The sequence below is a fragment of the Leptotrichia sp. oral taxon 223 genome (assembly GCF_013394795.1).
Classification (GTDB): domain Bacteria; phylum Fusobacteriota; class Fusobacteriia; order Fusobacteriales; family Leptotrichiaceae; genus Leptotrichia.
In genome coordinates this window covers 77,355-101,417 of record NZ_JABXYU010000004.1, presented here as the reverse complement: position 1 = coordinate 101,417, position 24,063 = coordinate 77,355, and the positions used below count along the sequence as shown (strand labels likewise).

Annotated in this window: 22 protein-coding genes; 12 read left to right on the top strand and 10 right to left on the bottom strand. The window is 30.0% G+C overall.

The features are described 5' to 3' along the window. The first annotated feature begins 146 nt into the window (after positions 1-146). A complete protein-coding gene (gene nspC / locus HW275_RS10680; RefSeq protein ID WP_178936540.1) occupies positions 147-1,334 on the top strand; it encodes a carboxynorspermidine decarboxylase in 1,188 nt (395 codons plus the stop codon). 215 nt (positions 1,335-1,549) lie between these two features. On the opposite strand, the gene trpA is transcribed toward nspC, so the two are convergent. The 10 genes from trpA to HW275_RS10630 all read right to left on the bottom strand — a co-directional run bounded on the left by trpA (position 1,550) and on the right by HW275_RS10630 (position 13,629). Next, entirely contained in the window at positions 1,550-2,323 is a 774-nt protein-coding gene (gene trpA / locus HW275_RS10675) for a tryptophan synthase subunit alpha (protein ID WP_178936539.1), read from the bottom strand. Further along, a complete protein-coding gene (trpB, locus tag HW275_RS10670) occupies positions 2,316-3,563 on the bottom strand; it encodes a tryptophan synthase subunit beta (RefSeq protein WP_178936538.1) in 1,248 nt (415 codons plus the stop codon). The genes trpA and trpB overlap by 8 nt, the downstream gene beginning before the upstream one ends. Before the next feature lie 37 nt (positions 3,564-3,600). After that, a complete protein-coding gene (locus HW275_RS10665) occupies positions 3,601-4,311 on the bottom strand; it encodes a phosphoribosylanthranilate isomerase (RefSeq protein ID WP_255460097.1) in 711 nt (236 codons plus the stop codon). A 31-nt stretch (positions 4,312-4,342) separates the two neighbouring features. Further along, positions 4,343-5,068: an indole-3-glycerol-phosphate synthase gene (locus tag HW275_RS10660; RefSeq protein WP_255460096.1), complete on the bottom strand. Its 726-nt coding sequence runs from the start codon at positions 5,066-5,068 to the stop codon at positions 4,343-4,345. Between the two features lie 401 nt (positions 5,069-5,469). Continuing rightward, positions 5,470-6,681, bottom strand: coding sequence for an ATP-binding protein (locus tag HW275_RS10655; RefSeq protein WP_178936536.1), 1,212 nt, complete (start codon positions 6,679-6,681; stop codon positions 5,470-5,472). Between the two features lie 123 nt (positions 6,682-6,804). Beyond that, complete coding sequence (gene trpD / locus HW275_RS10650; RefSeq protein WP_178936535.1) at positions 6,805-8,451, bottom strand: anthranilate phosphoribosyltransferase; 1,647 nt, start codon at positions 8,449-8,451, stop codon at positions 6,805-6,807. After that, positions 8,452-9,777, bottom strand: a complete 1,326-nt coding sequence (locus HW275_RS10645; protein WP_178936534.1) for an anthranilate synthase component I family protein — start codon at positions 9,775-9,777, stop codon at positions 8,452-8,454. 367 nt (positions 9,778-10,144) lie between these two features. Continuing rightward, positions 10,145-11,437, bottom strand: coding sequence for a PTS cellobiose transporter subunit IIC (gene celB, locus HW275_RS10640; RefSeq protein WP_178936533.1), 1,293 nt, complete (start codon positions 11,435-11,437; stop codon positions 10,145-10,147). A gap of 394 nt (positions 11,438-11,831) precedes the next feature. Continuing rightward, complete coding sequence (locus HW275_RS10635; protein WP_026749062.1) at positions 11,832-12,134, bottom strand: PTS sugar transporter subunit IIB; 303 nt, start codon at positions 12,132-12,134, stop codon at positions 11,832-11,834. Between the two features lie 295 nt (positions 12,135-12,429). Next, entirely contained in the window at positions 12,430-13,629 is a 1,200-nt protein-coding gene (locus HW275_RS10630) for a replication initiation protein (RefSeq protein WP_178936532.1), read from the bottom strand. Positions 13,630-13,938: 309 nt separating this feature from the next. Here HW275_RS10630 and HW275_RS10625 point away from each other — a divergent pair, with 309 nt between their 5' ends. The 11 genes from HW275_RS10625 to HW275_RS10575 all read left to right on the top strand — a co-directional run bounded on the left by HW275_RS10625 (position 13,939) and on the right by HW275_RS10575 (position 24,003). After that, positions 13,939-14,265: a PTS lactose/cellobiose transporter subunit IIA gene (locus HW275_RS10625; protein WP_026749060.1), complete on the top strand. Its 327-nt coding sequence runs from the start codon at positions 13,939-13,941 to the stop codon at positions 14,263-14,265. A 305-nt stretch (positions 14,266-14,570) separates the two neighbouring features. Continuing rightward, positions 14,571-16,013 (top strand): 6-phospho-beta-glucosidase, encoded by a 1,443-nt coding sequence (locus HW275_RS10620; protein ID WP_370464352.1) that lies wholly within the window; start codon positions 14,571-14,573, stop codon positions 16,011-16,013. A gap of 16 nt (positions 16,014-16,029) precedes the next feature. Then, positions 16,030-17,067 carry a Gfo/Idh/MocA family oxidoreductase gene (locus HW275_RS10615; protein ID WP_255460095.1) on the top strand — a complete coding sequence of 346 codons (1,038 nt, stop codon included), beginning with the start codon at positions 16,030-16,032 and terminating at the stop codon, positions 17,065-17,067. Between the two features lie 679 nt (positions 17,068-17,746). Then, entirely contained in the window at positions 17,747-18,676 is a 930-nt protein-coding gene (pyrB, locus tag HW275_RS10610; RefSeq protein WP_178936529.1) for an aspartate carbamoyltransferase, read from the top strand. Between the two features lie 48 nt (positions 18,677-18,724). Further along, the gene (pyrI, locus tag HW275_RS10605; protein WP_178936528.1) at positions 18,725-19,216 is read left to right on the top strand and encodes an aspartate carbamoyltransferase regulatory subunit; all 492 of its coding nucleotides are present in this window, start codon (positions 18,725-18,727) and stop codon (positions 19,214-19,216) included. Positions 19,217-19,250: 34 nt separating this feature from the next. Further along, positions 19,251-19,655, top strand: coding sequence for a hypothetical protein (locus HW275_RS10600; RefSeq protein ID WP_178936527.1), 405 nt, complete (start codon positions 19,251-19,253; stop codon positions 19,653-19,655). After that, positions 19,656-20,396, top strand: a complete 741-nt coding sequence (pyrF, locus tag HW275_RS10595) for an orotidine-5'-phosphate decarboxylase (protein ID WP_178936526.1) — start codon at positions 19,656-19,658, stop codon at positions 20,394-20,396. It begins immediately after the preceding gene. A 130-nt stretch (positions 20,397-20,526) separates the two neighbouring features. Next, entirely contained in the window at positions 20,527-20,913 is a 387-nt protein-coding gene (locus HW275_RS10590) for a hypothetical protein (RefSeq protein WP_178936525.1), read from the top strand. A gap of 33 nt (positions 20,914-20,946) precedes the next feature. After that, positions 20,947-22,221, top strand: a complete 1,275-nt coding sequence (locus HW275_RS10585; RefSeq protein ID WP_178936524.1) for a dihydroorotase family protein — start codon at positions 20,947-20,949, stop codon at positions 22,219-22,221. A 61-nt stretch (positions 22,222-22,282) separates the two neighbouring features. Beyond that, positions 22,283-22,951, top strand: a complete 669-nt coding sequence (pyrE, locus tag HW275_RS10580) for an orotate phosphoribosyltransferase (protein WP_178936523.1) — start codon at positions 22,283-22,285, stop codon at positions 22,949-22,951. Positions 22,952-23,118: 167 nt separating this feature from the next. Continuing rightward, on the top strand, positions 23,119-24,003 hold the full coding sequence (locus tag HW275_RS10575; protein WP_178936522.1) for a hypothetical protein: 885 nt from the start codon (positions 23,119-23,121) through the stop codon (positions 24,001-24,003). The last annotated feature ends 60 nt before the right edge of the window (positions 24,004-24,063 follow it).

Sequence of the window (24,063 nt, the reverse complement as noted above, 5' to 3'; positions counted from 1 at the left end):
AAATTGATTATCTTAAAAAATTAAATTTAGGATAATCTTTTTTTATAGATTTTGAAAAAAATATGTTATAATAAAGAATAAATTTTAAATATATTTGAATTATGATATTGATAAGAAATGTAGAGTATAAAAGGAGATGATAAAAAGTGTCAAAAAACAAATATCTTGATATGGATATAACAAACTTGCCAACACCAGCTTTTATAGTTGATGAAAGGCTGCTAAAAAGAAATCTTGAAATATTAAAAAGTGTAATTGATAGAACAGGATGTAAAATATTACTTGCACAAAAGGGATTTTCGATGTTTTATTTTTATCCGTTAATTAGTGAATACTTAAATGGAACGACTGCAAGCTCGCTATTTGAAGCAAGACTGGGGTATGAGGAAATGGAATTGAAAAATCCCAACAAAAAATTGGAAACTCATATTTTTAATCCATCTTATAGGGAAGATGAGTTTGATGAAATAATGGAAATAACAAATCATATTGTTTTTAATTCTTTCAATCAATGGAAAAAATTTAAAAGTAAAGTAAAAGAATTTGAAGAAAAAAATGATAAGAAAATTAGCTGTGGACTTAGATTAAATCCAGAATTTTCAGAAGTTGAAACAGAGATTTATAATCCAGCGGGAAGATTTTCGAGATTTGGAGTAACACTTGAAAATTTTAAGGAAGATGAACTTGAAGGTTTGGATGGATTTCATTTTCACGCACTTTGTGAGCAAAATTCAGATGCCCTTGAAAATGTATTAAAAATTTTTGAAGAAAAATTTGGAAAATATTTGCATAATATGAAATGGCTTAATTTTGGCGGGGGACATCACATTACAAGAGAAGATTATGATATTGAAAAACTTGTAAAATGCATAAATTACATAAAAGAAAAATATGATGTGGAAGTGTATTTGGAGCCAGGAGAAGCAGTTGCCTTGAATACAGGATTTTTAGTTTCAGAAGTTTTAGATATTACAAAAAATGAGATGGATATTTTGTTAATGGATACTTCAGCTTCGTGTCATATGCCTGATGTAATCGAAATGCCATACCGTCCATTTATTTTCGGCTCAGGAATGCCAAATGAGAAGAAATATACTTATAGATTGGGAGGGCCTACTTGCCTTGCTGGAGATGTAATCGGAGATTATTCCTTTGATGAACCTGTAAAAGTAGGAGATAAACTGATTTTTACTGATATGGCACATTACAGCATGGTAAAGACGAATACTTTCAATGGGATAAATTTGCCTGTGATTGCAGTTTATACAGAAAAAGGTGGAGTTGAGGTTATTAGAAAATTTGGATACGAGGACTTTAGAAATAGATTGTCATAATTTGAAATAAAAAATACCCCTAGATATTTGATATTATTTAGGGGTATTTACAAAACTTTATTTTTCCTGCATTTTCACTAATTTTACACTGTTATTTTCATCCAGAGGTATTAAATAATCAGTATTTTGTTCATTTTCTTCAAAAAGTAATTTTATTTAATTTTAATTAATATTTTAAAAAAAGATAGTCATTTCTGACCATCTTCACTAAATACTTATTTGAAAAGTTCATTAATTTTCTGAATCAAATAATTTACATCATTTTTCTCTAAAAATTCAACAATACTCGTTCCAACAATTACTCCATCCGCATATTTTCTCATCGTATTCACGTTATCGTTATTTTTTATTCCAAAACCTAATGAAACTGGCAAGTCTGAAACTTCTCTTATTTCATTAATAAAAGATTCTAAACGTGGTAAATCAACTTGTTTTGAACCTGTTACCCCAAGAGATCCGATTGCGTAAATAAAGCCATTGCCTTGAGAAATAATTTTTTTAATTCTGCTTCCAGAAGTAACGCTTACAAGAGGGATAAGAGCGATATTGTTTTCCTTTAATTTTTCTGACATTTCAAAGGCTTCTTCGTAAGGCAAGTCTGGAATGATTATTCCTTTAATATTAGTTTCACAGCATTTTTGGATAAATTCGTCAATTCCATAAGCAAATATTAAGTTGTAATAAATTAAAAAAATTAAAGGTTTTGAAATATCGTTTTTTATTTCTGTTAGTAAATCAAATATAGTATCGGTAGTAACTCCAGCTTCTGAAGCGAGAAATGAAGCATGTGAAATCAATTTTCCGTCAGCTATGGGATCAGAGTAGGGAATACCGACTTCTAGCATATCAAGAGCCGTATTATCTAAATTTTGTAAAAATTGTTTTGTAAAATCAACGCTTGGGTATCCTGCGACAATATAACCAATGTTTACTTTTTCTTTTTCTCTAAAAATATCAATAATTTTCTTATCTAATCTTTTTTCACTCATTTTCCAAACCTCCATTTAACTCATAAATTCCATTTTTTCCGCCAGTTTCCTTATCTTTTAACACAGAAAAAACAGTGTGCATATCTTTATCTCCACGTCCAGAAACGTTTACGACGATAGTTTCTCTTTTGTCTTTAGAAAGTGCAGGACATAATTTTTCAAGATAGGCTAACGCATGAGAACTCTCAATTGCTGGAATAATACCTTCTTTTCTTGTAACAAGCATTAACGCTTTCATTGCCTCATCATCAGTAATTGGTGCGTAAGTTGCTCTTTTTGTATCAAATAAATGTGAATGTTCAGGACCTACTCCCGGATAGTCAAGTCCAGCTGAAATTGAGTGAACTGGGCTTATTTGTCCATATTTGTTTTGAAGAACATAAGTTTTCATCCCATGAATAATTCCAGATTTTCCAAGTGTTAATGTGGCAGCGTGCATATCTGTGTCAATTCCGTATCCTCCAGCTTCGACTCCATAAAGTTTTGTTGAGTTATCTTCCAAAAATGCACTAAAAATGCCAATAGCATTACTTCCGCCACCAACACAGGCAATCACGTGATCAGCATGTTTTCCCAGTTCCTCCAGCTGTGCTTTTGCTTCGTAACCAATAATTGACTGAAAATCACGCACGATAGTCGGATATGGATGAGGCCCTACAACAGATCCGATTACATAAAACACAGTTTCTATCTCTGCAACCCAAGACTGAATAGCCGCAGTTGTCGCTTCCTTCAAGGTTTTAAGCCCATCTTCAATAGAAATAACTCTTGCTCCCAAAAGCTCCATTCTAAAAACATTTAATTTTTGTCGTTCAATATCAACAGCTCCCATATAAACGTCACACTCCAAACCTAATAGAGCGGCGGCAGTAGCAGTAGCAACGCCATGCTGTCCAGCCCCAGTTTCAGCAATAACTTTTTTCTTTCCCATTTTTTTAGCAAGTAAAACTTGCCCAAGCGCATTATTAATTTTATGAGCACCAGTATGATTCAAGTCTTCCCTTTTCAAGTAAATATCGTGGTTGTAATATTCGCTCAAATTTTTTGCATAATAGAGTGGAGTTTCACGCCCAACATAATTTTTTAGCAAATTATCAAATTCTTCAAAAAATTCCTTGTCATTTTTTAGCTTTTCATATTCGGATTCCAGTTCCGATAGAGCAAACATCGCAGTTTCAGGTACAAATTGTCCACCAAATTGCCCAAAATATGCCTTTTCATTAAAATGTTTATTTTCCATATTTTTTTCCTTTCATATCAATCTTTTTAAATTATTATTATTTCTTTTTTACCAAATTTACAACATTTTCAACTAATTCTTTACTTTTTCTATTATTAACTTCAACTTTGCTGTTTATATCTAAAATGGCAGGCTTGTACTCAAGCGCTTTTTGAATATTCTCAATCGACAACCCTCCAGCTAGCACAAACGAATATTCCTCTAATTTTTTCAAAATATCCCAATCAAAGACAATTCCATTTCCACCACGATTTTCTCCTTTTGCATCAAATAGAGGATATTCGATATATGGCTTGTAGTCAGTAATATTTGGAAGTTGATCAGTCACGCCAAAAACTTTCCAAAGCTTCGTTTTAGCAGGGAAATTTTTACGTTTTCTAAAACAATTTTTTTCGTACAATTTTTCTAATTTTTGAGTAAGTTCCATACAATATTCCACTAACTCATCTCCATGTAGCTGCACAATATCAATATCTGTTTCTTCCACAATTTTTATAATATTCTCAATCATCGCATTCACAAACACTCCTACCGTTCTTTTCCCATGCCTGTGTGCAATCCGTGTAATTTTAGTCGCTAGTTCACTATTCACCTGCCTTTGACTTTCTGCAAAAATACATCCGAAATAGTCAATATCCAAAGTTTTCAATTCATTAATTTCAGTAATGCTCCTAATTCCACAAACCTTTAGTTTAGTAGTATTTTCTGTGAAATCATCAATTGCCATATTATTTTCTTTTTTCTCCAATTTTTTTCCTTCCATAAATTTATTTTTCTTTCTAAAGAAGCCCTTTCATAAGTGCCTCTCCGATTAGCAGTCCATCCACATTCAATTTTTCTGCATACTCCACATCCTCTTTTGACAAAAATCCACTTTCACTTACAATAGTCAAATTTTTCAAAACATCATTTGGAATTTCATTTATCAGTTTTTCCGTAGTTCTAATATCAACTTCAAAAGTATTCAAATTTCGGTTATTTATCCCCAAAATCTCCAAATTCGGAATCTTCAAAGCCCTTCTTATTTCCTCTTCATCATGAGTTTCCACCAGAACATCCATTTCTAAATCCTGTGCCAGCTCATGAAGTTCCAAAAGCGTCTTATCGTCTAGCATTCTCACAATCAGCAAAATTGCCGAAGCCCCCAAAAATTTAGCATGAGCCACTTGAAACGGAGTATAAATAAAATCCTTTCTCAAAATCGGCATTTCTGGAAATTTTTCCCTTACAATTTTTATAAAATCATTCTCCCCTTTAAAATATTCCTTTTCCGTCAATATCGAAAAAGCTGAAACTCCTTTAACCACATAACTTTGTGCCTGTTTTAACAAATCAAAATCATCTTTTGCAATTTTTCCCTTCGATGGAGAAGCCCTCTTAATTTCCCCAATAATCTGAATTCCCTTTTGATCAAGTGCCTTTTTTAAAGATGGCTGTTTAAAAGACTTTAATTCGTCTACAAGCTGTATATCTCTTTTAATTTTTATTTTTTCTAAAATATCCATATTTCTCCTTTTGTTTTTAAATATTTGGTATGAAAATTTCATTTTTTACTAAACTGACATAGATACTAAATATTATTAAATTTACTAAAAAAATTACTAATTTTAATTTATTTTTAGATTTTTTTCTTTTTTCTTCATCTTTAACTTTATTTATTTTGTTTAATTTTATCGAACTTAAATACATTGCTATTATTTTAAACAAAATATAAATTAAAGGAATATTTCCAATAACAAAAAAATATAAAAATTCTAACATAGGGTAGAAAAAAATTGTAACTAATAAAAGCAATATTATGTCAGGTACTATAAAATATCTTAAACAATGTTCCCTATATAAAGTTTTTATCATATTCGCACCATTCTTTCCCCAAATTTTAATTTATAAATATTTTCAGCTTTTTTTAGTCTTTCAATAAAAAATCAATAATATTCAAATGTTTTATCCCGTTTCTTGACATATCAAACCTGTCCATAGAAATTACATATTTGGGATAATTATCATTAATTTTTTCAAATGGTAAAAATTCCCTTTTTATAGTGTCTTCAGAGGCAAGTAAATATGCTACCTGAATATAAATTTTTTCATTATTTGTTTTTGTACAGACAAAATCTATTTCTAAATTATTCAATTTTCCGATTTTTATGTTATAGCCTTTTCGCAATAATTCCATGTATACAATATTTTCAAAAATTTGATTTATATCTCTTTCGTTTGTTTCCAAAATTGCTTCTCTTATTCCATGGTCTGCAATATAATATTTTTCACTCACATTTAGAACTTCTTTACCTTGTATTTCATAACGAGGGACTTTGTGAATCAGAAATGCGTTTTCACAGGCTTTTATGTAATTTAGCACAGTATCTACTGCAACTTTTCTATTTTCGCTTTTGAAATATTTTGAAATTGAATTTGCAGAAAATGTATTCCCAATGTTCATTACAATGTAATTGATGATTTGCTCTAATAATTCAGTATTTCTTATATTGTTTCTTTGAGTAATATCTTTTAATATTATTGATGAATATATATCTTTTAAATATTGCATGCTTGATTCCGCTTCATAATTTAAATTATGTAAAAATGGCATTCCACCTAGTTTGACATACTTTTCAAACATTTCTTCTTTTGAAATATTTTGATTTATATTTTGGTATATTGAACAAAACTCTTTAAATGAAAAAGGATAAATTTCAACTTCAATATATCTTCCTGCAAGGTAAGTTGCAAGTTCTCCCGATAATAGTTTAGCATTGGAACCTGTTATATAAATATCAAATTGCTTATCCTCTGTTCTTAATGAATTTATACACTTTTCCCATTCTTTTACTTCCTGAATTTCATCCAAAAATAAATAGCATTTTTCTTGAGTATTTTCTGCTTTTTCCAATATATATTCATTCAATGTATCTGCATAGCAAAGATGTCTATTTCTTAAATTTTCAAAATTGATATAAATAAATTGATTTTCGTCAACACCGTTTTTTTTCAATTCTTTCATAATCAATTTTAACATTACAGATTTACCGCTTCTCCTAATTCCTGTCAAAACTTTGATAATATCTTTATCTATAAAGGGCTTAATTTTTTCAAAATAAATTTTTCTTTCTATCATAAAATCACCTCTATAAATATTTTATCATATTTACAACTAATAAAAAAGACATTTTTTTGATTTTTATCAGTTATAATCTATAAAAAATATAAATTAGTAATTTTATCAATTATATCTAAAAAATTATTTTGTAATTTTCACATAATCCTTATAAAACTCATAAACCTTCCCACTCTTAATCGCTTCCAAAATCATTTCTTTCGCCTCCGCAGGATGATCCACCACATCCGCAGTATAAAGAGCAAACATTGCATTCAATACGACAATATCAAATTTTGCTGATTTTTCTTCACCTTTTAAGATTTTCACCAAAATTTCAGCATTTTCCTCTGGAGTTTCGCCTTTAATTTCAGAATGAAAAGCCCGTTTAAAGCCAAAACTTTCAGGAGATATTGTATATTCAAGAATTTGTTCACCTTTTACTTCTATAATTCTTGTATCATCGCAAATCGTGATTTCATCAAGCCCATCATTTCCTCGAACAGCTAATGCATGCTTTCTTCCCAGTAATTGTAATGTTTCAGCGTACAATCTGTGTACAGGCTCGTGGTAAAGTCCAACCAATTGGTATTTTAATTTTGTGTTTGGGTGAAGCAGTGGACCTAAAATGTTAAATACAGTTCTTATTCCAAGACGGCTTCTAACTTCTCGCACTTCTCCAATTAATTTATGAAAAAATGGAGCATGAAAGAAAGCAAGATTTTTTACGTGCAGTTTTTCAATTTGATTTGCAAGCGAATTTTCAAGAGGTACTTCTAGTTTGTCAAGTACATCACTGCTTCCACTTTTACTTGAGATTGCACGGTTTCCGTGTTTTGCGACATTTATTCCCATTGCTCCCAGAATAAATGCCACAGCTGTTGAAATATTTATCGTCTTGAATCCATCTCCACCAGTTCCGCAAACATCAATCATTGGAGTTTCATCTTCAAAAGTTGTGCTATATTCTAGAATATTTTTCACAAATGCTGTAAGCGATTCAGGATAAAGGCTTTTTTCCGAAATTAGTACAAGCAAGGCTCCAAGTTGTACAATGTCATAATTTTTACTATCAATAATTTTACAGATTTCACGAAAATCAGTATCTGTTAATGCGATATTTTCCTGTAATTTTTTTAAATATTTATTCATATCTATAAAATTTCCTTTCTCTTTAGTATTTTTAGAATTTTCATTATTTTGCAAAGTTTCTGAAACTTCAATATTCAAGAAGTTTCGTATCGTATTTTTTCCATATTCAGTAAAAATTGATTCTGGATGAAACTGAATTCCAAAAATATTTTTACTTTTGTGTTCCACAGCCATTGCAATCCCATCCTCAGACTTTGCCGTAACTTCAAGATCTTCTGGAATATCATCAACATAAAGCGAATGATACCTCATAACTTTAAATTTTTTTGGTAAGTTTTTAAATAATACAGAATTCTCGGATAAAACTGTAATTTCTGAAGTTTTACCATGTAATGGGTTTTCAAGCCTTTTTATTTCCCCACCAAAATTCATTCCAATTGCCTGGTGTCCAAGACAAATTCCTAAAATTGGAATATTCCCCAGTTCATCAGTATTATTTAAAATTTCTAGGCAAATTCCGCTGTCCTTTGGATGTTTTGGACCTGGAGAAAAAATTATTTTACTAGGATTTATTTTTTTTATATCATCAATTGTTATTGCGTCATTTCTAACAGTAATAACTTCATCATCTGTCATTTCCTTCAAATACTGCTCAACATTAAATACAAAAGAATCATAATTGTCAATCATCAAAATCATTTATTTTACATCCTTTCTATTTTCATTTTTATTTTTTTCTTCATTACAGAATTTTTTAAAAATGTTTAGCACAGAAGCCCTCTTATGGTAAATTTCCTCATATTCCTTTTCTTTCACAGAATCAAAGACAATTCCTGCTCCAGCCTGAATAAATACATTCCGAATCTCATCAACTTCATTTAAGTCGTAATTTTTATTTTCAAAAAATGCAGTACGAATAATAATCGCAAGCTGAACATCTCCATTAAATCTCAAAAATCCAATTCCACCAGCATAAACATTTCTTTTAAATTTTTCCAGTTCTGAAATGATTTGCATAGCACGAATTTTTGGCGACCCAGAAAGCGTTCCTGCTGGAAGAGCCTGAGCAATAACTTCAAATATCGACACATCTTTTCGCTTTTTCCCGTAAACATCAGTTACGATGTGCATTACATGTTCATAATTCTTAATATGCATAAGATTTTTTACAACAACTGAGCCATTTTCTGCAAATTTTCCAATATCATTTCTAGCCAAGTCAACAAGCATCCTATGTTCAGCACATTCCTTTTCATCATTTAATAAATCGTTTGCTAAAAATGCGTCTTCGTTGGCATCTTTTCCTCTCGGACGAGTTCCAGCGATAGGAGCAATATAAATATTATCAGACGAAATATCAACTAGTATTTCAGGACTTGATCCAACAATGTCCCCATATTTTGTAGGAAAATGGTACATATACGGACTCGGATTTGCCTTTGACAATTTTTCATAAAAATCAAGAGAATCCATATTTGACGTAAGTTTTAACTGCTCGCTTAGCACAACTTGAAAAATATCTCCAGACTTAATATATTCCTTTGCTTTTTCAATAATTTCATAATAATGTAATTTTTCCTCTTCAAAATCTGTTTTTGTATCATAAAATAAATCAGAATCATTAATTTTTTCAGAAATTTCATCATTTAAAAAATTAAAATATTTTTCTTCATCTCCATAAAAAGAAAATTCTTTGCTAGTCTTTGAATAGTGTAAATATGCCTTTGCATTAGCAAAAATAAACTGTGGAAATTTAAATTGCTCTTTTTCAATTTTTTCAATTTTTTCAAAAAAATGTATCGACTCATAAGTAAATGTCCCAAAAAGTCCTGCAAAAGTGGAAAGTCTTTTCTGTTTTACAAACGAATTGTATATTTTTCTTAATGAGTCATAACTGTATTCATTAGAATCAAAATATTCACAGTCAATCCCAATAATAACTTGCCTTTCATCTTCAGCAAAATAGGAATTGCTAAATTTTTTTCTGATAATAGAGTAGTAATAAGTAGGTTTATTTGTTAACATAAAATATCTCACTTTCTATATTATTGTATTTTTCTTTTTAGTATTTTTTTCTTTTTTAGTTGAAATTTATAAAAAAATTCCCTTAAATCGTTTTACCGACTAAGAGAATTGTATAAAATAAAAGCATTGATTCTGTTTCACCAATGCTTTTCTCACAATATTTAATAATAGTAATTACAATAAATTTCAACATAGCTGGCAAAAAATATTAAATTGTATTTAATTTTTTCCACCATGTCCAAGTTTGTCTAATCATTGTAATCACTCCTTAAAATTTTATTTTATTATTAATTTACAAACACTATATCACAAAAAATGTATTTTGTAAAATATATTTTATCAATTTAACCATAAATTTTATTAATGATTAATTTGTATTTTCCGTTTCATTTTCTTCCTGCAGTTTTTTATCATCCCACAATTTAAAGAATGGATAGTAAATAGCCGCTGTTATGAAGAAGTTTACTACCTGTATTGCTGCCCCTGTCCAATGGCTCGTCGCAAGGAAGCCGGATATGAAAGGCGGTGTTGTCCAAGGCAAAGCGACTCCAGTTACTTTTGCAACTAATCCTGAATACATTGCTAGATAAGTAACCATTACTGTAACTAAAGGAGCCAATATAAACGGAATGATTAAAATAGGGTTCATAACTATTGGAAGTCCAAATAAAATAGGTTCATTAATATTGAAAAAAGCGGGACCAATTGCTAATTTACCAATTTCTTTAAGCTGTTTACTCTTAGAAAGGAAAAGCAGCATAATAGCAAGAGAGAAAGTTGTTCCAGAACCTCCCATATTGTGAAATATATCAAAAAACTGAGTTGTAACTATATTTGGAAGAGGTTTTCCAGCACTAAGCGCAATTCTGTTCTGATCCATTAACGTATCTAATACAGGTTTTGCTATACCTCCCGTTACTAGATTTGAACCGTGTATTCCAGCAGACCATAATAAATTAGTTATAAAAGAAAGTCCCATCATTCCAAAGAAAGATCCTCCTAATGCTGTAAGAGGTTTAGTTAAGACCATTTCAACAACTTTATGAATATTACCAAATGGAGAAACTTCAAATAAAATTCTTATCATCAATGCAATCATAATAACAAAAAAACCTGGAATTAATGCCGCAAATGATTTTGATACTGCAGGAGGTACAGAATCAGGCATTTTAATAACAATATTCTTTTTAACAATAAAGTTTACAATTTCTATTGCCAAAAGTGACATTATTATAGCTACGAATAATCCTCCACTTCCCATACTAGGCAGTGGAATACCATTATGAAAAGGAGTTACAAGTAAAAATGCCAAAACTCCTAAGATTGTACTGGAAATTTCATCTAATTTATAATGCTGAGCTAATTTATATGAAATACCGATACAGGCAATAAATCCTAATAAATTAAATGTTACGTCAACAGGATAAGATAGCCATTTTGCGATAATCTGCCCAACTGCATTATATTTATAAAAATTAGCTAGCGCTGGTATTGGCAAGTTTCCTAAAATTAAAAATACAGATCCTGCGATAATAAAAGGTAATGTAATAACCATTCCATCTTTAATTGCTGCCAAATGTCTTTGATTAGCCACTTTTCCAGCAACTGGCATTAATTTTTCTTCTAAAAATTGTGTAAATTTGTCCATAATATTTGCCATTTTAATTCCTCCTAAATTATATTTATTTCAAATTTTAATGTTCTTGTGTAAAAAATATATTATCTTTCATTTTGTTAATATTTTGTTTTTAGCAATAAATAGAGCGTTTAATATATATTAAAATGAATAGATAGTGTAATTAATATGTTAATGTTAAAAGTATTTATCAAATCAATTTATAAGATAAATAATTGTTAAATTAATAAAAATATAAATATGATATGAATAATTATGAAATTTTAAATTATATTTGAATTCTTTTCTGTATGTTCTAAAGAATTTAAATACAATTTATCTTAAAGCTAAATACTAATATTCATAATTGTTCAAATTTAAGTTACAAATATTAGTATTTAAACTTTAAATTAGAATACAATCAAAGAAATAAATGATATTAAAGTAAATTTAATGCCTGATCTAATACTTTGGCACCATTCATCATTCCATAATCAACCATATTAATTACATCTATACTAATGCTATTTTCTTCAGCGATTTTTTTAGCTTCTGGTAAAGCATATTTTACTTGTGGCCCCAATAAAACAACGTCAGCTTTAGCAAATTCCTCTTTTGCCTTGTCAAGCGGTTCAGCCCAGATTTGAACTTCAAGTCCTCTTTTTTCAGCTTCTGCTTTCATTTTGTTTACTAATAGGCTAGTAGACATTCCTGCTGCACAACATAATAAGATTTTTTTCATTTTCAATCATCCTTTCTTCTTTTTCTTAAATTTTTTATTGTTCTGTAATTTCATTGTTTTATCAAATCAATGAGCTTAACTTTCATATTTATAGTATACCATTAAATTTTAAGAAGTCAAATTTTATAAAAAAATCATCATTTTTCGTCTATAATTTATGTTAAATATAATTAAAATAAGGCTTTATAAAACTAAAAACAAAATAAACGATAAAAAATTTATTAGTTTTTTCGTTCGCTTTTTTACACAAATATTTCAAAAAAAATAAAATTTTTTTAAAAAATATACCTGTTTTTTAGAAATATTTAGTGAATTTTATGATACTTTTTGCATTTTGAAAATATTGAATATAAATTTTAAAATCATAAAAGTTTTTTTTCAAAATTTGTTCGTTTTTTAAAGTAAGAATTTCATTGAAATAACCATCATCAACTATTATTCTTAGTTCATTTTCCAAATGATTTTGCCTCATAAGATTTGCTACATCCAACTGAAGAAAAAAAGATGTAGAGTATTTTCTTTTAATATTGATAATTTCTAACTCTTCTCTAAAATTAGTTTTTGAAAATTGTGCCAAGTCAAGCAGTAGAACTTTCTTTAACTGTTTTTCCACATTATTTTTAAACTGTTTTTTTGCAAAGCTGACATTTTTATATACATAATCATAATTTCTTTTCAAAATATACGTTTTTATCAGTTCATAAGTGGAATGAAAATCTTTCACATCATTTTTTATTAAATCCATAACACTATTTATATTTTGGACAAGTTCCCTGTTTTTTTCTTCAGAAGTTTTACTATTGTCAATTATTTTAAAACGAATTTTTTCCACTTTATTATTTATATGTTCTCCAACCTTAATTTTTTCATAAGTCACCTTAATATCTGAAAAAAGATTTATAGTTTCAATCGCTTTTTTCAAAACCTGCTTCTCAAAATCAAAAAAACGCTCGTATTTATCCCCGGTATCAAACATTTCTTTTAGTCTTTCTAATGTAATTACAGTATCATTATTATAATTTTTATCAGAAATTAGATAAGTATAAAAATTATAAGTAGCCTCATCTCCCATAAAAACTAGAAAATCAAATCTAAGAAGTGAAAATAGAGTATTGTTTTTTCTAGCGCTCTGAATCTCCCTTGCAAACTGAAACTCAATTTTTGAATAAACAATATTATAAGATATCAAAATAGGAAACCGCCCATAAAGCACAGCTTTATCATTACTAAAAATTGAAAATTCCAGTTTTTTTGCCTGTAAATTATCCAAAAACTTTTTTAACTGTTCAAATTTGCTAAATTTAAGCACATCCAATATTTCGTCCAATTCAATATCTTGTAAAATTGACGTTTTCTTAAATTTTTCCAGTAAATTATATTCTGTAAAAAGAAATTTTAAAAAGTGTTTTTCTTTCTTATTCAACGCTTTTGAAAATGAAATTTTTATTTTTTTATTTTCTAAAAAATGTTTGTTAATTGGTGCATAAATATCCATAATGTGATTTTTCTCCTTTGATAAAAATTTTGTAAAATATTTTATTATAAATTTATAATTTTTTAAAATTTTCAATATATATTATACACGAAAAAACATATAATTGTAAATCGCTTATTTTCATAGAATATTGAAATAATGCTTTAATTAATAATAAAATTAATAAAAATAGACGAAAATTGAATTAAAAATATGAAAAATTGACATACTTGGAAACGTGTGTTATAACAAAATTAAGAAGAAATTTTAGTAAAAATATTTGATGACTAGAAAAAATAAAAATTAAAAATAATTTTAGGAGGAATTACTATGGCTGAAGAAGTATTGGATATTGAAATGATTGCAATGACATTAATTGGACATGCGGGAGAAACTAAAAGCTTGGCTTATCAGGCTATGAATGCGGCGAAGGAAGGGAAGTTTGATGAAGCGGAAGAATTTATGAAGCAGTCAACTGAGGAAATGCTGAAGGCTCATGAATTACAGACAGATCTGATTGTGAGAGAAGCAGGAGGGGAAAAAATTGATGTTGGTTTGATTATGGTGCATTCACAAGATCACTTGATGACAGCGATTTTATTTAAGGAACTGGCAAAGGAATTTATTGAGGTGTACAAGAGACTGGAACAAAAATAATTTTTTTAAAATATCTAAAACAGGGCAATTGCGTATAAAAAATGTTATTTTATGTGTGAATGTCCTGTATTCATAGTAAAGAAATTTACATTAAACCTCATTTGAATAACGAAGTTATTAAAAACTTTTTTAACAAAGAATAGAAACTTGATATTCCCAAATATTAAAATATAGTTTCCGCTTTTTAAATAGGGAATAGTATTAAACAGAAGTAGATAATAAGGCTGTAAAAATTGAAAAATGATGTATTAATGAAATTTTTTTAACTTTTACAAAAAGCTGTTTTACAAATAAAATTTAGGAGGATGAAAATGGTAAATAAAGGATTTCCAGAAGGATTTCTGTGGGGAGGAGCAGTTGCGGCACATCAGCTTGAAGGCGGATGGAATGAAGGTGGAAAAGGACCAAGCACAGCAGATGTAATGACTGCTGGAGCACACGGAGTTCCTAGAGAAATTACTGATGGCATAATAGAAGGGAAAAATTATCCAAATCATGAAGCAATAGACTTTTATCACAGATATAAGGAAGATGTGGCGTTGTTTGCGGAAATGGAATTTAAATGTTTTAGAACTTCTATTGGATGGAGTAGAATTTTTCCTAATGGAGATGATGAACAGCCAAATGAGGCAGGATTACAATTTTATGATGATTTGTTTGACGAATTATTAAAATATGGAATTGAGCCTGTAATTACATTGTCACATTTTGAAATTCCGTATAATCTTGTAAAAAATTATGGAGGATTTAGAAGCAGAAAAGTAATTGATTTTTTTGAAAAATTTGCAGTTACAGTTTTTGAAAGATATAAAAATAAAGTAAAATACTGGATGACATTTAACGAAATCAATAATCAGGCTTCAAATCTTGATGTTGACATATTTGCCTTTACTTGTTCTGGCGTTACTTACAAAAATGGTGAAAACCGTGAGGAAACAATGTACCAAGTTGTTCATAATGAATTCGTGGCAAGTGCAAGAGCCGTTAGAGCTGGTAAAAAAATAAATCCTGATTTTGAAATTGGCTGCATGGTTTCATTTGTACCTATTTATCCGTATTCATGCAATCCAGACGATATGATGAAATCTGTTGAGGAAATGCACAAGAGATGGCACTTCCTTGATGTTCATGTAAGGGGAGAATACCCTGCCTATACTAAGAAAATGTGGGAAAGAAAAGGATTTAATATACATATTGAGCCGCAGGATTTGATTGACTTGAAGGAAGGAACTGTTGATTATATTGGATTCAGCTATTATATGTCGTCAGTTGACAAGGCAGATAAATCAGATGTGGAAAGTGGGGACAAATTAGTCGGAAGTGTTAAAAACCCATACATAAAAGAATCTGACTGGAGCTGGCCAATTGATCCTGTTGGACTTCGGTACGCTCTTAACGTAATGTACGAAAGATACAACAAACCTTTATTTATCGTAGAAAATGGCTTTGGAGCAATTGATGTGAAGGATGAAAAAGGCGAAGTTCATGATGATTACAGAATTGATTATTTAAGAAGGCACATTGAAGAGATACAGAAAGCGATTGAAATTGATGGTGTGGAACTTTTGGGATATACTCCTTGGGGATGTATTGACTTGGTTTCATTCACAACTGGAGAAATGAAAAAGCGATACGGATTTATTTATGTGGATAAAAATAATGACGGGAGCGGAACGTTGGAAAGAAGCAGAAAAGATTCATTTTACTGGTATAAGAAAGTAATTGAAAGCAATGGAAAAGAATTGTAAAAGGGTGATTATTATGATGAAAATAGGAATTATAGGAAACGGGAAAAGTGCAAACAGATACCATCTTCCATTTTTACTGCAAAGAAAAGATAAAATAAAAGTGAAGACGATTGTTACGAATAACTTGGAAAATAGAACTTGGGAGCGAATAGACGAGATTAATTATACTGATAAAATTGAAGAATTGTATAATGATCCTGAAATTGATTTGGTTGTTATCTGCCTAAGACCTGATTTGCATTATAAATATGCCAAAGAAGTACTGGAACATGGTAAGAACTGCCTTGTGGAAAAGCCTTTTGTTGAAACATTGGAAGAAGCCCAGAAGTTATTTAGATTAGCTAAGGAAAAAGGGCTAATTGTGCAGCCTTATCACAATAGAAGATTTGACAGCGATTTTCTGACTACAATGAAAGTAATTGAAAGTGGGAAATTAGGAGAGATTTTGGAAATTGAGTCTAATTATGATTATTACAGGGCAGAAGTACCTGAAAATGTAAAGGAATATGATGGGAAAGCGGCAAATACATTTTTATATGGGCATGGAACACATGTCTTGGATCAGATAATTTCGCAATATGGTAACCCTGATAAAGTGCATTATGATGTAAGACAGCTTCTTGGGATAAATCGGATGAATGACTATTATGATATAGATTTATTTTATGATAGAGAAAATGGGAAAAGTTTAAAAGTCAGTGTAAAAGGAAGTTATTTTAGGATAAAACCAAGAGCTTCATTTATTGTCTATGGAACGAAAGGGTGCTTTATAAAAGAAACAGAAGACAGGCAGGAAGAACATTTGAAGTTATTTTATATGCCAGATAATGCAGATTTTGGGATAGATTTGCCAAAACATTATGGGACGTTAATTTATTATGATGACAATGGAAATTATCACGAAGAAAAAGTAATTTCTGAAAAAGGTGATTATGGTAGAGTCTACGATGATTTGTATGAAGCAATAAAAAATGGGAAAGAGAAAACTGTTAAAGATGAGCAAATACTTTGCCAGATAAAAATTCTGGAAGAGGGAAGTAAGGATTTGAAATAGTTTTTTTATAGCAAATAAAGAGGGAGTTAAAAATTTTCCCTCTATTTTTATTTGTATCAAAGTTTTTAAAGTTATACTAGACCCTATTTAAATAACGAATTTATTACAAATTTTTCTAATTATAAGGATAAAACTTAATATTTTCAAATGATTAAAGTATAATCTTCACTTTTTAAACAGATTCTAGTATAAATTAATCCGTCGGAGCATTTTTCTGTGCTGGCAAAACTGTTTGAGCATAGCGAGTTTTTTGTCAGTGCAGAAAAATGTCGTAGACTAGCCATAGGTTGTAGGATTTGCGGCAATGAGCAATCCTACGAAAATAAAAAAGAAAAAACATAGTAATATGAAAAAATAAAATGTCCAAAAAATAATAAAAAATAATTTAGTTGAATGATTATGAATTAATTATCAAACAACTCTATTATAAAAATTTATTTCTATTTTCAAAAGGGGTTTAGTATTAAATATAGTAGTTATGACTATTTAATTTTATCTAAGCATATGAAAAAATTTACTATTAAAGAAAAGTTTGCAAATGGCATTAAAATTTGTTATCATAAATTTGAAAAAAATATAGTAATTCTAGTTTAAAATGAGGAATCTATTGTTTATATATTTTTACTCTTATTTTTATGTGGATTGACTATAAATATTGAAATTCAAGGGAGAGATAGTGGTGGAAAATATTATTTCTATGAATGATATGGGGAAAAAGGAAATTCTTGATATTTTAGAGCTGGCAAGGAAGATTGAGGGTTGTTCGGAAGAGGAAAAGTTTAAGTTTTTGCACGGGAAAATTATTTCGACTTTATTTTTTGAGCCGAGCACACGTACTAGAATGTCGTTTGAATCGGCTGCAATGCGGCTTGGAGCAAATGTTTTATCGTTACCGCCTGTGGAGCAGTCGTCTTTAAAAAAAGGGGAATCCTTTAGAGATACAATAAAAATGGTGGAAGCATATTCAGACGTGATAGTTGTAAGACACCTGTTTGACGGAGCAGCGAGGCTTGCTTCAGAAACATCACGAAAACCTGTAATTAATGCAGGAGATGGCTCTAATCAGCACCCTAGCCAGACTTTGCTGGATTTGTACACAATTCTGGAGGAAAAGGGTACCCTTGAGAATTTACAAATTGCGTTTGTTGGAGATTTGAAATACGGAAGAACGGTTCATTCGCTAGTAAAAGCGCTTATGCATTTTAAACCAACGATTTATTTTGTAGCACCGCAAATTTTACAAATGCCTGGTTATTCACTGGAAGATTTGAGAAAAAAAGGGATAAAATATGAAGTTTTGGAAGATTTTAGGGATTGCCTTGATAAAATTGACGTTTTTTATATGACTCGGATTCAGAAGGAGAGATTTCCAGATATTGAAGATTATGAGAAAGTAAGGGGAATTTATGTTATAAATCGTGAAAATATCGAAGGGAAATGTAAAGATGACATGATAATTTTGCACCCTTTGCCAAGAGTAGATGAAATTGATACGAATTTAGACAATACAAAATATGCTTTATACTTTAAGCAAGCTAAAAATGGTATCCCTGTAAGACAGGCAATGATGATGACTGTTTTGAAAAAAGATAAGGAGTTTTTTTTGTAAATTTATTATTTTGAAATAGAAAATTTATGTTCAGGAAAGGAAAAGATTATGTCTGAAGGAAGAGAATTACTGATACGGGCAATAAAAAATGGAATTGTAATAGATCACATCCCGTCAGAAAAAGTTTTTGCAATTGTGGAAATTTTAAAATTAAAGGAATATAGCGAAAGAATCACAGTCGCAACAAATATGCCAAGCAGTTCACTTGGAAGAAAAGGGATTATAAAGATTGAGGAAAAAATATTGGAAGAAAAGGAATTAAACAATATTTCACTGCTAGCTCCAAATGTTACAATAAACATAATTGATAATTATGAAGTTGTAGAAAAGTCAAAATTAGAAAAATTGGATAAAGTTATCGGACTTATGAAATGTGATAATCCAAAATGCATTTCAAATCACGAAAATATTGAAACAAAATTTATTCGTATAAAAGAAAACTCTGAAAATTTAAATGAGAATAATTTGGAAGAAAAAGAAAAATATAAATGCTTTTATTGTGAAAAAGTAATTTTGGAAGATGAAATACAAATTCAATAATTTAAGAATAGTTCATTAAAGAAAGGAAAGGTCAATGCCTAAAATAATTATAGAATCAAAAATATCTTCTAATGGTAGAGGAGATAGGTTTAAGTTAAAAGTAAATGATGAGAAAATTGAAGAAGTAAAATATAATGGGAAAACAGAGGTTGATGTAGATTATGGAGAACAAACACTTCAAATATATAATAATTTTTTAATGAAAACTCCGAAAAAAATTATAAATGTGGATTCAGATAATCAAAATTATAAGATAACACTTAATTTTAAAGCGTGGGGAGTTATATTTATCTTGCAAGTTTTGATGGCGGCATTAATGATAAATCTAAAGCAAACAGGAGTTTTTATTGCAATTCCAATGTTCATTTTAGAAATTTTAATTTTAATTTTTACGGGAATGCTTGAAATAAAAGAAGTTAAAAGAAAGGATAATGAATAAATGAGTAAAATTGATGAGAGAGCAAAAGAGAGAATATTTGTTGCATTGGATTACGATAACATGGAATCTGCAAAAAAGCTGGTTGAAGAGCTGGGAGACAATATCTCGATGTACAAAGTCGGGCTGGAAAGCTATCTTAATACAGATGGGAAATTAGTTGATTACTTGCATGAAAAAGGGAAGAAAGTATTTCTGGACTTAAAGTTTCACGATATTACAAATACTGTAAAAATGGCTTGTGCGAATGCTATTAAAAAAAATGTATTTATGTTTAATATTCATTGTTCAAATGGAAGTAAAACTATGAAGGAAGTTGCTGAATTGGTAAAAGAAAGCAAATCAGAAAGCCTTCTGATCGGAGTAACAATTTTGACAAACTTAGGAGAAAATGACATTTTTGAAATGTTCAAAAGTGAGCTGAAATTGGAGGAAATTGTACTAAATCTTGCTACACTTTCCAGAAATAGCGGAATGCACGGGATTGTATGTTCGCCGCAGGAGGCAAAAGATGTGAAGGAGAAACTGGGGAAGGATTTTATGACAGTTTGTCCAGGAGTGCGTCCTAAATTTACGTTAAATGCTGATGGAAAAAGTAACGATGATCAGACCCGGATTATGACACCGGCAGATGCGATAAAACAGGGAGTGGATTTTCTTGTAGTTGGCCGTCCAATAACGAAGGCTGAAAATCCTGTGGAAAGTGCGAGATTGATTTTGGAAGAAATTTCAGAAGTATTGTAAAATCTGGAATTGTTGTGGAATGAAAAAAAAAATAAAAAAAATCTAAATTCTGTAACAGAACTAATAAAATTCAAAGAAAGATGTATTAAAATAAAGAGTATTAAATTTATAAAAATAGAAGGAGAAAATTATGAAAAAAAGAGTATTACTGTTAGTATTGGGAATTTTAGGAGCATATCAGCTTGGGTATAGTGAAAATGTGGATACAAAGAAGACAAATACAGAGGTTGAGTCAACTCAGGATGCAGAAGTGAAACAAAATCAGGTAAATTCAGAAGAAACAGAAAAAACGGAGGCAGAACCAGCTCAAACAGCGGAAACAGAAGAAGAACCTCAGACAATAGCAGCGCCAGTTCAGAAAGAAGCGCCAAAAGCTAAAAAACTTACGCCGGTACAGGAAAGAAGATTAGAAGCAAAAGCGAAAAGAAATAAAGAAAAAAATATGTCGCTAGATGAAAAGTTGGATTTGCAAATTTTAAAAATGGAAAGACTGTTAAAAAGTTTGGAAGGTAGATAAAAATTAAATTAATTGATGAATTTAGGGGTAAAAATGGCAAGAAATAAAATTATTGTTCTAAAAAATGGAATGGATGTCTTTGGAAATAAAATTGAAATTTTGATAAATGGCGAAATTATTGAAAAAGTTTCTGAAAATATTGATGAAAGCAGATTTGAAAATAATGAAAATGCAAGAATTGTTGATATTGAAGGGAAATTAGTAATGCCAGGAGTTATTGACGTGCATACACATATGAGGGAGCCGGGAATTACATACAAAGAAGATTTTGCGACAGGTTCACGTGCGTGTGCCAAAGCTGGCGTTACGACTTTTTATGATATGCCAAATACGATTCCTGCAACTACAACACTGGAAAATTTGCTGGAAAAGAAAAAATTGGCAAGAGAAAAGTCAATTGTAAATTTTGGATTCCATTTTGGTGGAAGTAAAAATGATAATGTTGAAGAAATAGAAAGAGTTCTAACTAGTGGTGAATCGAATACAGTAAAAATTTTTATGAATGTAACAACTGGAGAAATGCTTATTGAAGATGATGAAATTTTGAAAAATGTATTTGAGAACGCTAAGCTGGTGCTGGTTCACGCTGAACATGAAATGATTGACAAGGCGATAGAATTAAATAAAAATTATGGAAAAGGGCTTTATGTCTGCCATATCCCATCAGCAGATGAATTGAAAAAAGTTATAAATGCCAAGAAAAATAATAAATTGAATACAAAAGAACATCCAGTTTATGCCGAAGTTACCCCACATCATTTATTTTTAAATACTGAAATCCGTGAAAGTACAGAAAGAAACAGAATGCTTTTGAGAATGAAGCCTGAATTAAGAGAAAAATCTGACAATGAATTTTTGTGGGAGGCAATAAATCGTGGGGAAATTGATACAATTGGAACAGATCACGCCCCGCATCTGATAAGTGAAAAGCTGGAAAAAATTACGTTTGGAATGCCTGGAGTTGAAACTTCGCTTGCACTTATGATAAATGCCTTTAATGAAGGGAAAATATCACTTGAAATGATTCAGAAATTAATGTGTGAAAATCCTGCAAAAATAATGAAAATTGAAAAAAGAGGAAAAATTCAGGAAGGATATTTTGCCGATATAATTGCTATTGATACGCAAAAAGAATGGATTGTCGGTATAGATGACACGATTGAGTCAAAATGTGGCTGGACTCCTTATGAAAATTGGAAATTAAGGGGGAAAAACGCGATGACAATTGTAAATGGTGAGATTGTTTATGAAAATGGAAAAATTAATGAAAATGTGAAAAGCGGAAAAGAAGTTGAATTTTGTGATTAAGTTTAAAAAAATTACATTGTAAAAAGTAAAAATCAAAATTTGAAGGATGAAAGGAAATAAAATGTCGAATTTAACATTGGAAGAAAAAGTGGCAAAGGCATTGTTTGATGTGAAGGCAGTGAAAATCAGTGTAGGAGAGCCTTTTACATTTGCGTCTGGAATAAAAAGTCCTATTTACTGTGATAATCGTTATGTGTTAGGATTTTCAGATGAGAGGGATACGATTGTGGAGGCATTTGTTGAAAGAATTGACAAGGATGCGGATGTGATTGTGGGAGTGGCAACAGCGGGAATTCCTTGGGCTGCATTTATTGCCGACAGAATGAAAAAACCTCTTGCATATGTGAGAAACAAGCCAAAAGATCATGGTGCAGGAAAGCAGATTGAAGGTGCGGAAGTCAAAGGGAAGAAAGTCGTTGTAATTGAAGATTTGATAACAACAGGGAAAAGCAGCCTTATTGCAGTTGATGTGCTTCAAAAGGAAGAAGTGAAGGAGCTGGAAGTAAAATCAATCTTTTCTTACGGATTTGACAGCGCAAGGGAAAATTATGAAAAATATAATTGCAAATTCAGTTCACTTTCAAATTTTGATGTTTTAATAAAATTATTGGCTCAGACAAATTATTTGACACAAAATGAAGCGCAAATAGCTTTGGAATGGAGTAAAAATCCCGAAAAATGGGGGAAAGATAATAAATTAAGTCTGTTTGATAACTACAAATATGACTAAGTCATTATTACATATGCAAAGGATGTAAAATATTATTGTTTAAATTATCATAACTAAAAAAAATCACAGTAAAAAAAATTCTGTTAAAATTTGTTGATTTTTCAAATTTATTATGGTATAATATTTACTGTAAAAGATAAGTGTTATTTTTTTAGGAGGGATATATTATGGATAATAATAAATTTAATGAAGAGTCAAAGGAGCAATTGGAAAAAGAAATACAGGAATTAAAACGCCAGAAGGAAATTAGAGATTTACAAAGACAGAAGGAAGAGCTGGAAAAAACTATGTCTAGCAGTGTAGGAGGAAGTACGGCGGAGAAAAAAGAGGAAAAAGAAAAAGAGAGATTTGAAAAAAATGAGGAAAATTCAAAAAAGGGAACAAACTTTTTTTCAAATAGGAAAACTGCAATTTTGTCAGCTGCAGCAGCATTGTTTATTGTTGTTATAGGTTCAGGGATTTTCTATCTGAATGCACAAAAGGAAAGGAAAAAAGATAACTTTGGGAAAAATTCAGTGTCAGAAATATTCAATGGACAGAATATGACAAGCGTGACAACTCCGCAAGTGAAAACAGACGAAATGAGCGGCAAGGAAGCGTCTGAAACTATATTTAAGGAAGCAATGAACTATCTACAAGGCGGGGATTATTCATCAATGAACTCTAATGCAAAAGACGTTAAAACGTTGGAGTTATTTACTGGAGCAATTAAAAAAGTTACTTATAAAATAAACAATACAACTGAAATTCAGGATAAAGTTACTTTAAATGTAACTATGAAGTATCCAGATTTATCAGATATTCAAGAACTTCTGAATGAAAAAGTTTCTAATAATGCAGAGCAATTAAAAGGAAAATCAGATGAAATAGTTGAGCAGACAATTGAGAAATGGATGAAGGAATTAATTGACCATAAAGTGAGTAGTCCGGATTTAAAATATTTGGAGGAAACATTTGATATGGTGTATACAAAAGTAAATGGAGAATGGACATTGTCTGATGAAGGAAGTTTGCAACTTCAAAAAATAATGAAATTTAATTTAGAAAAATAGTTATATAATATCATTTTCACGGTATAATTTTTACTGTTAAATAATATTGCTGATTTTTAG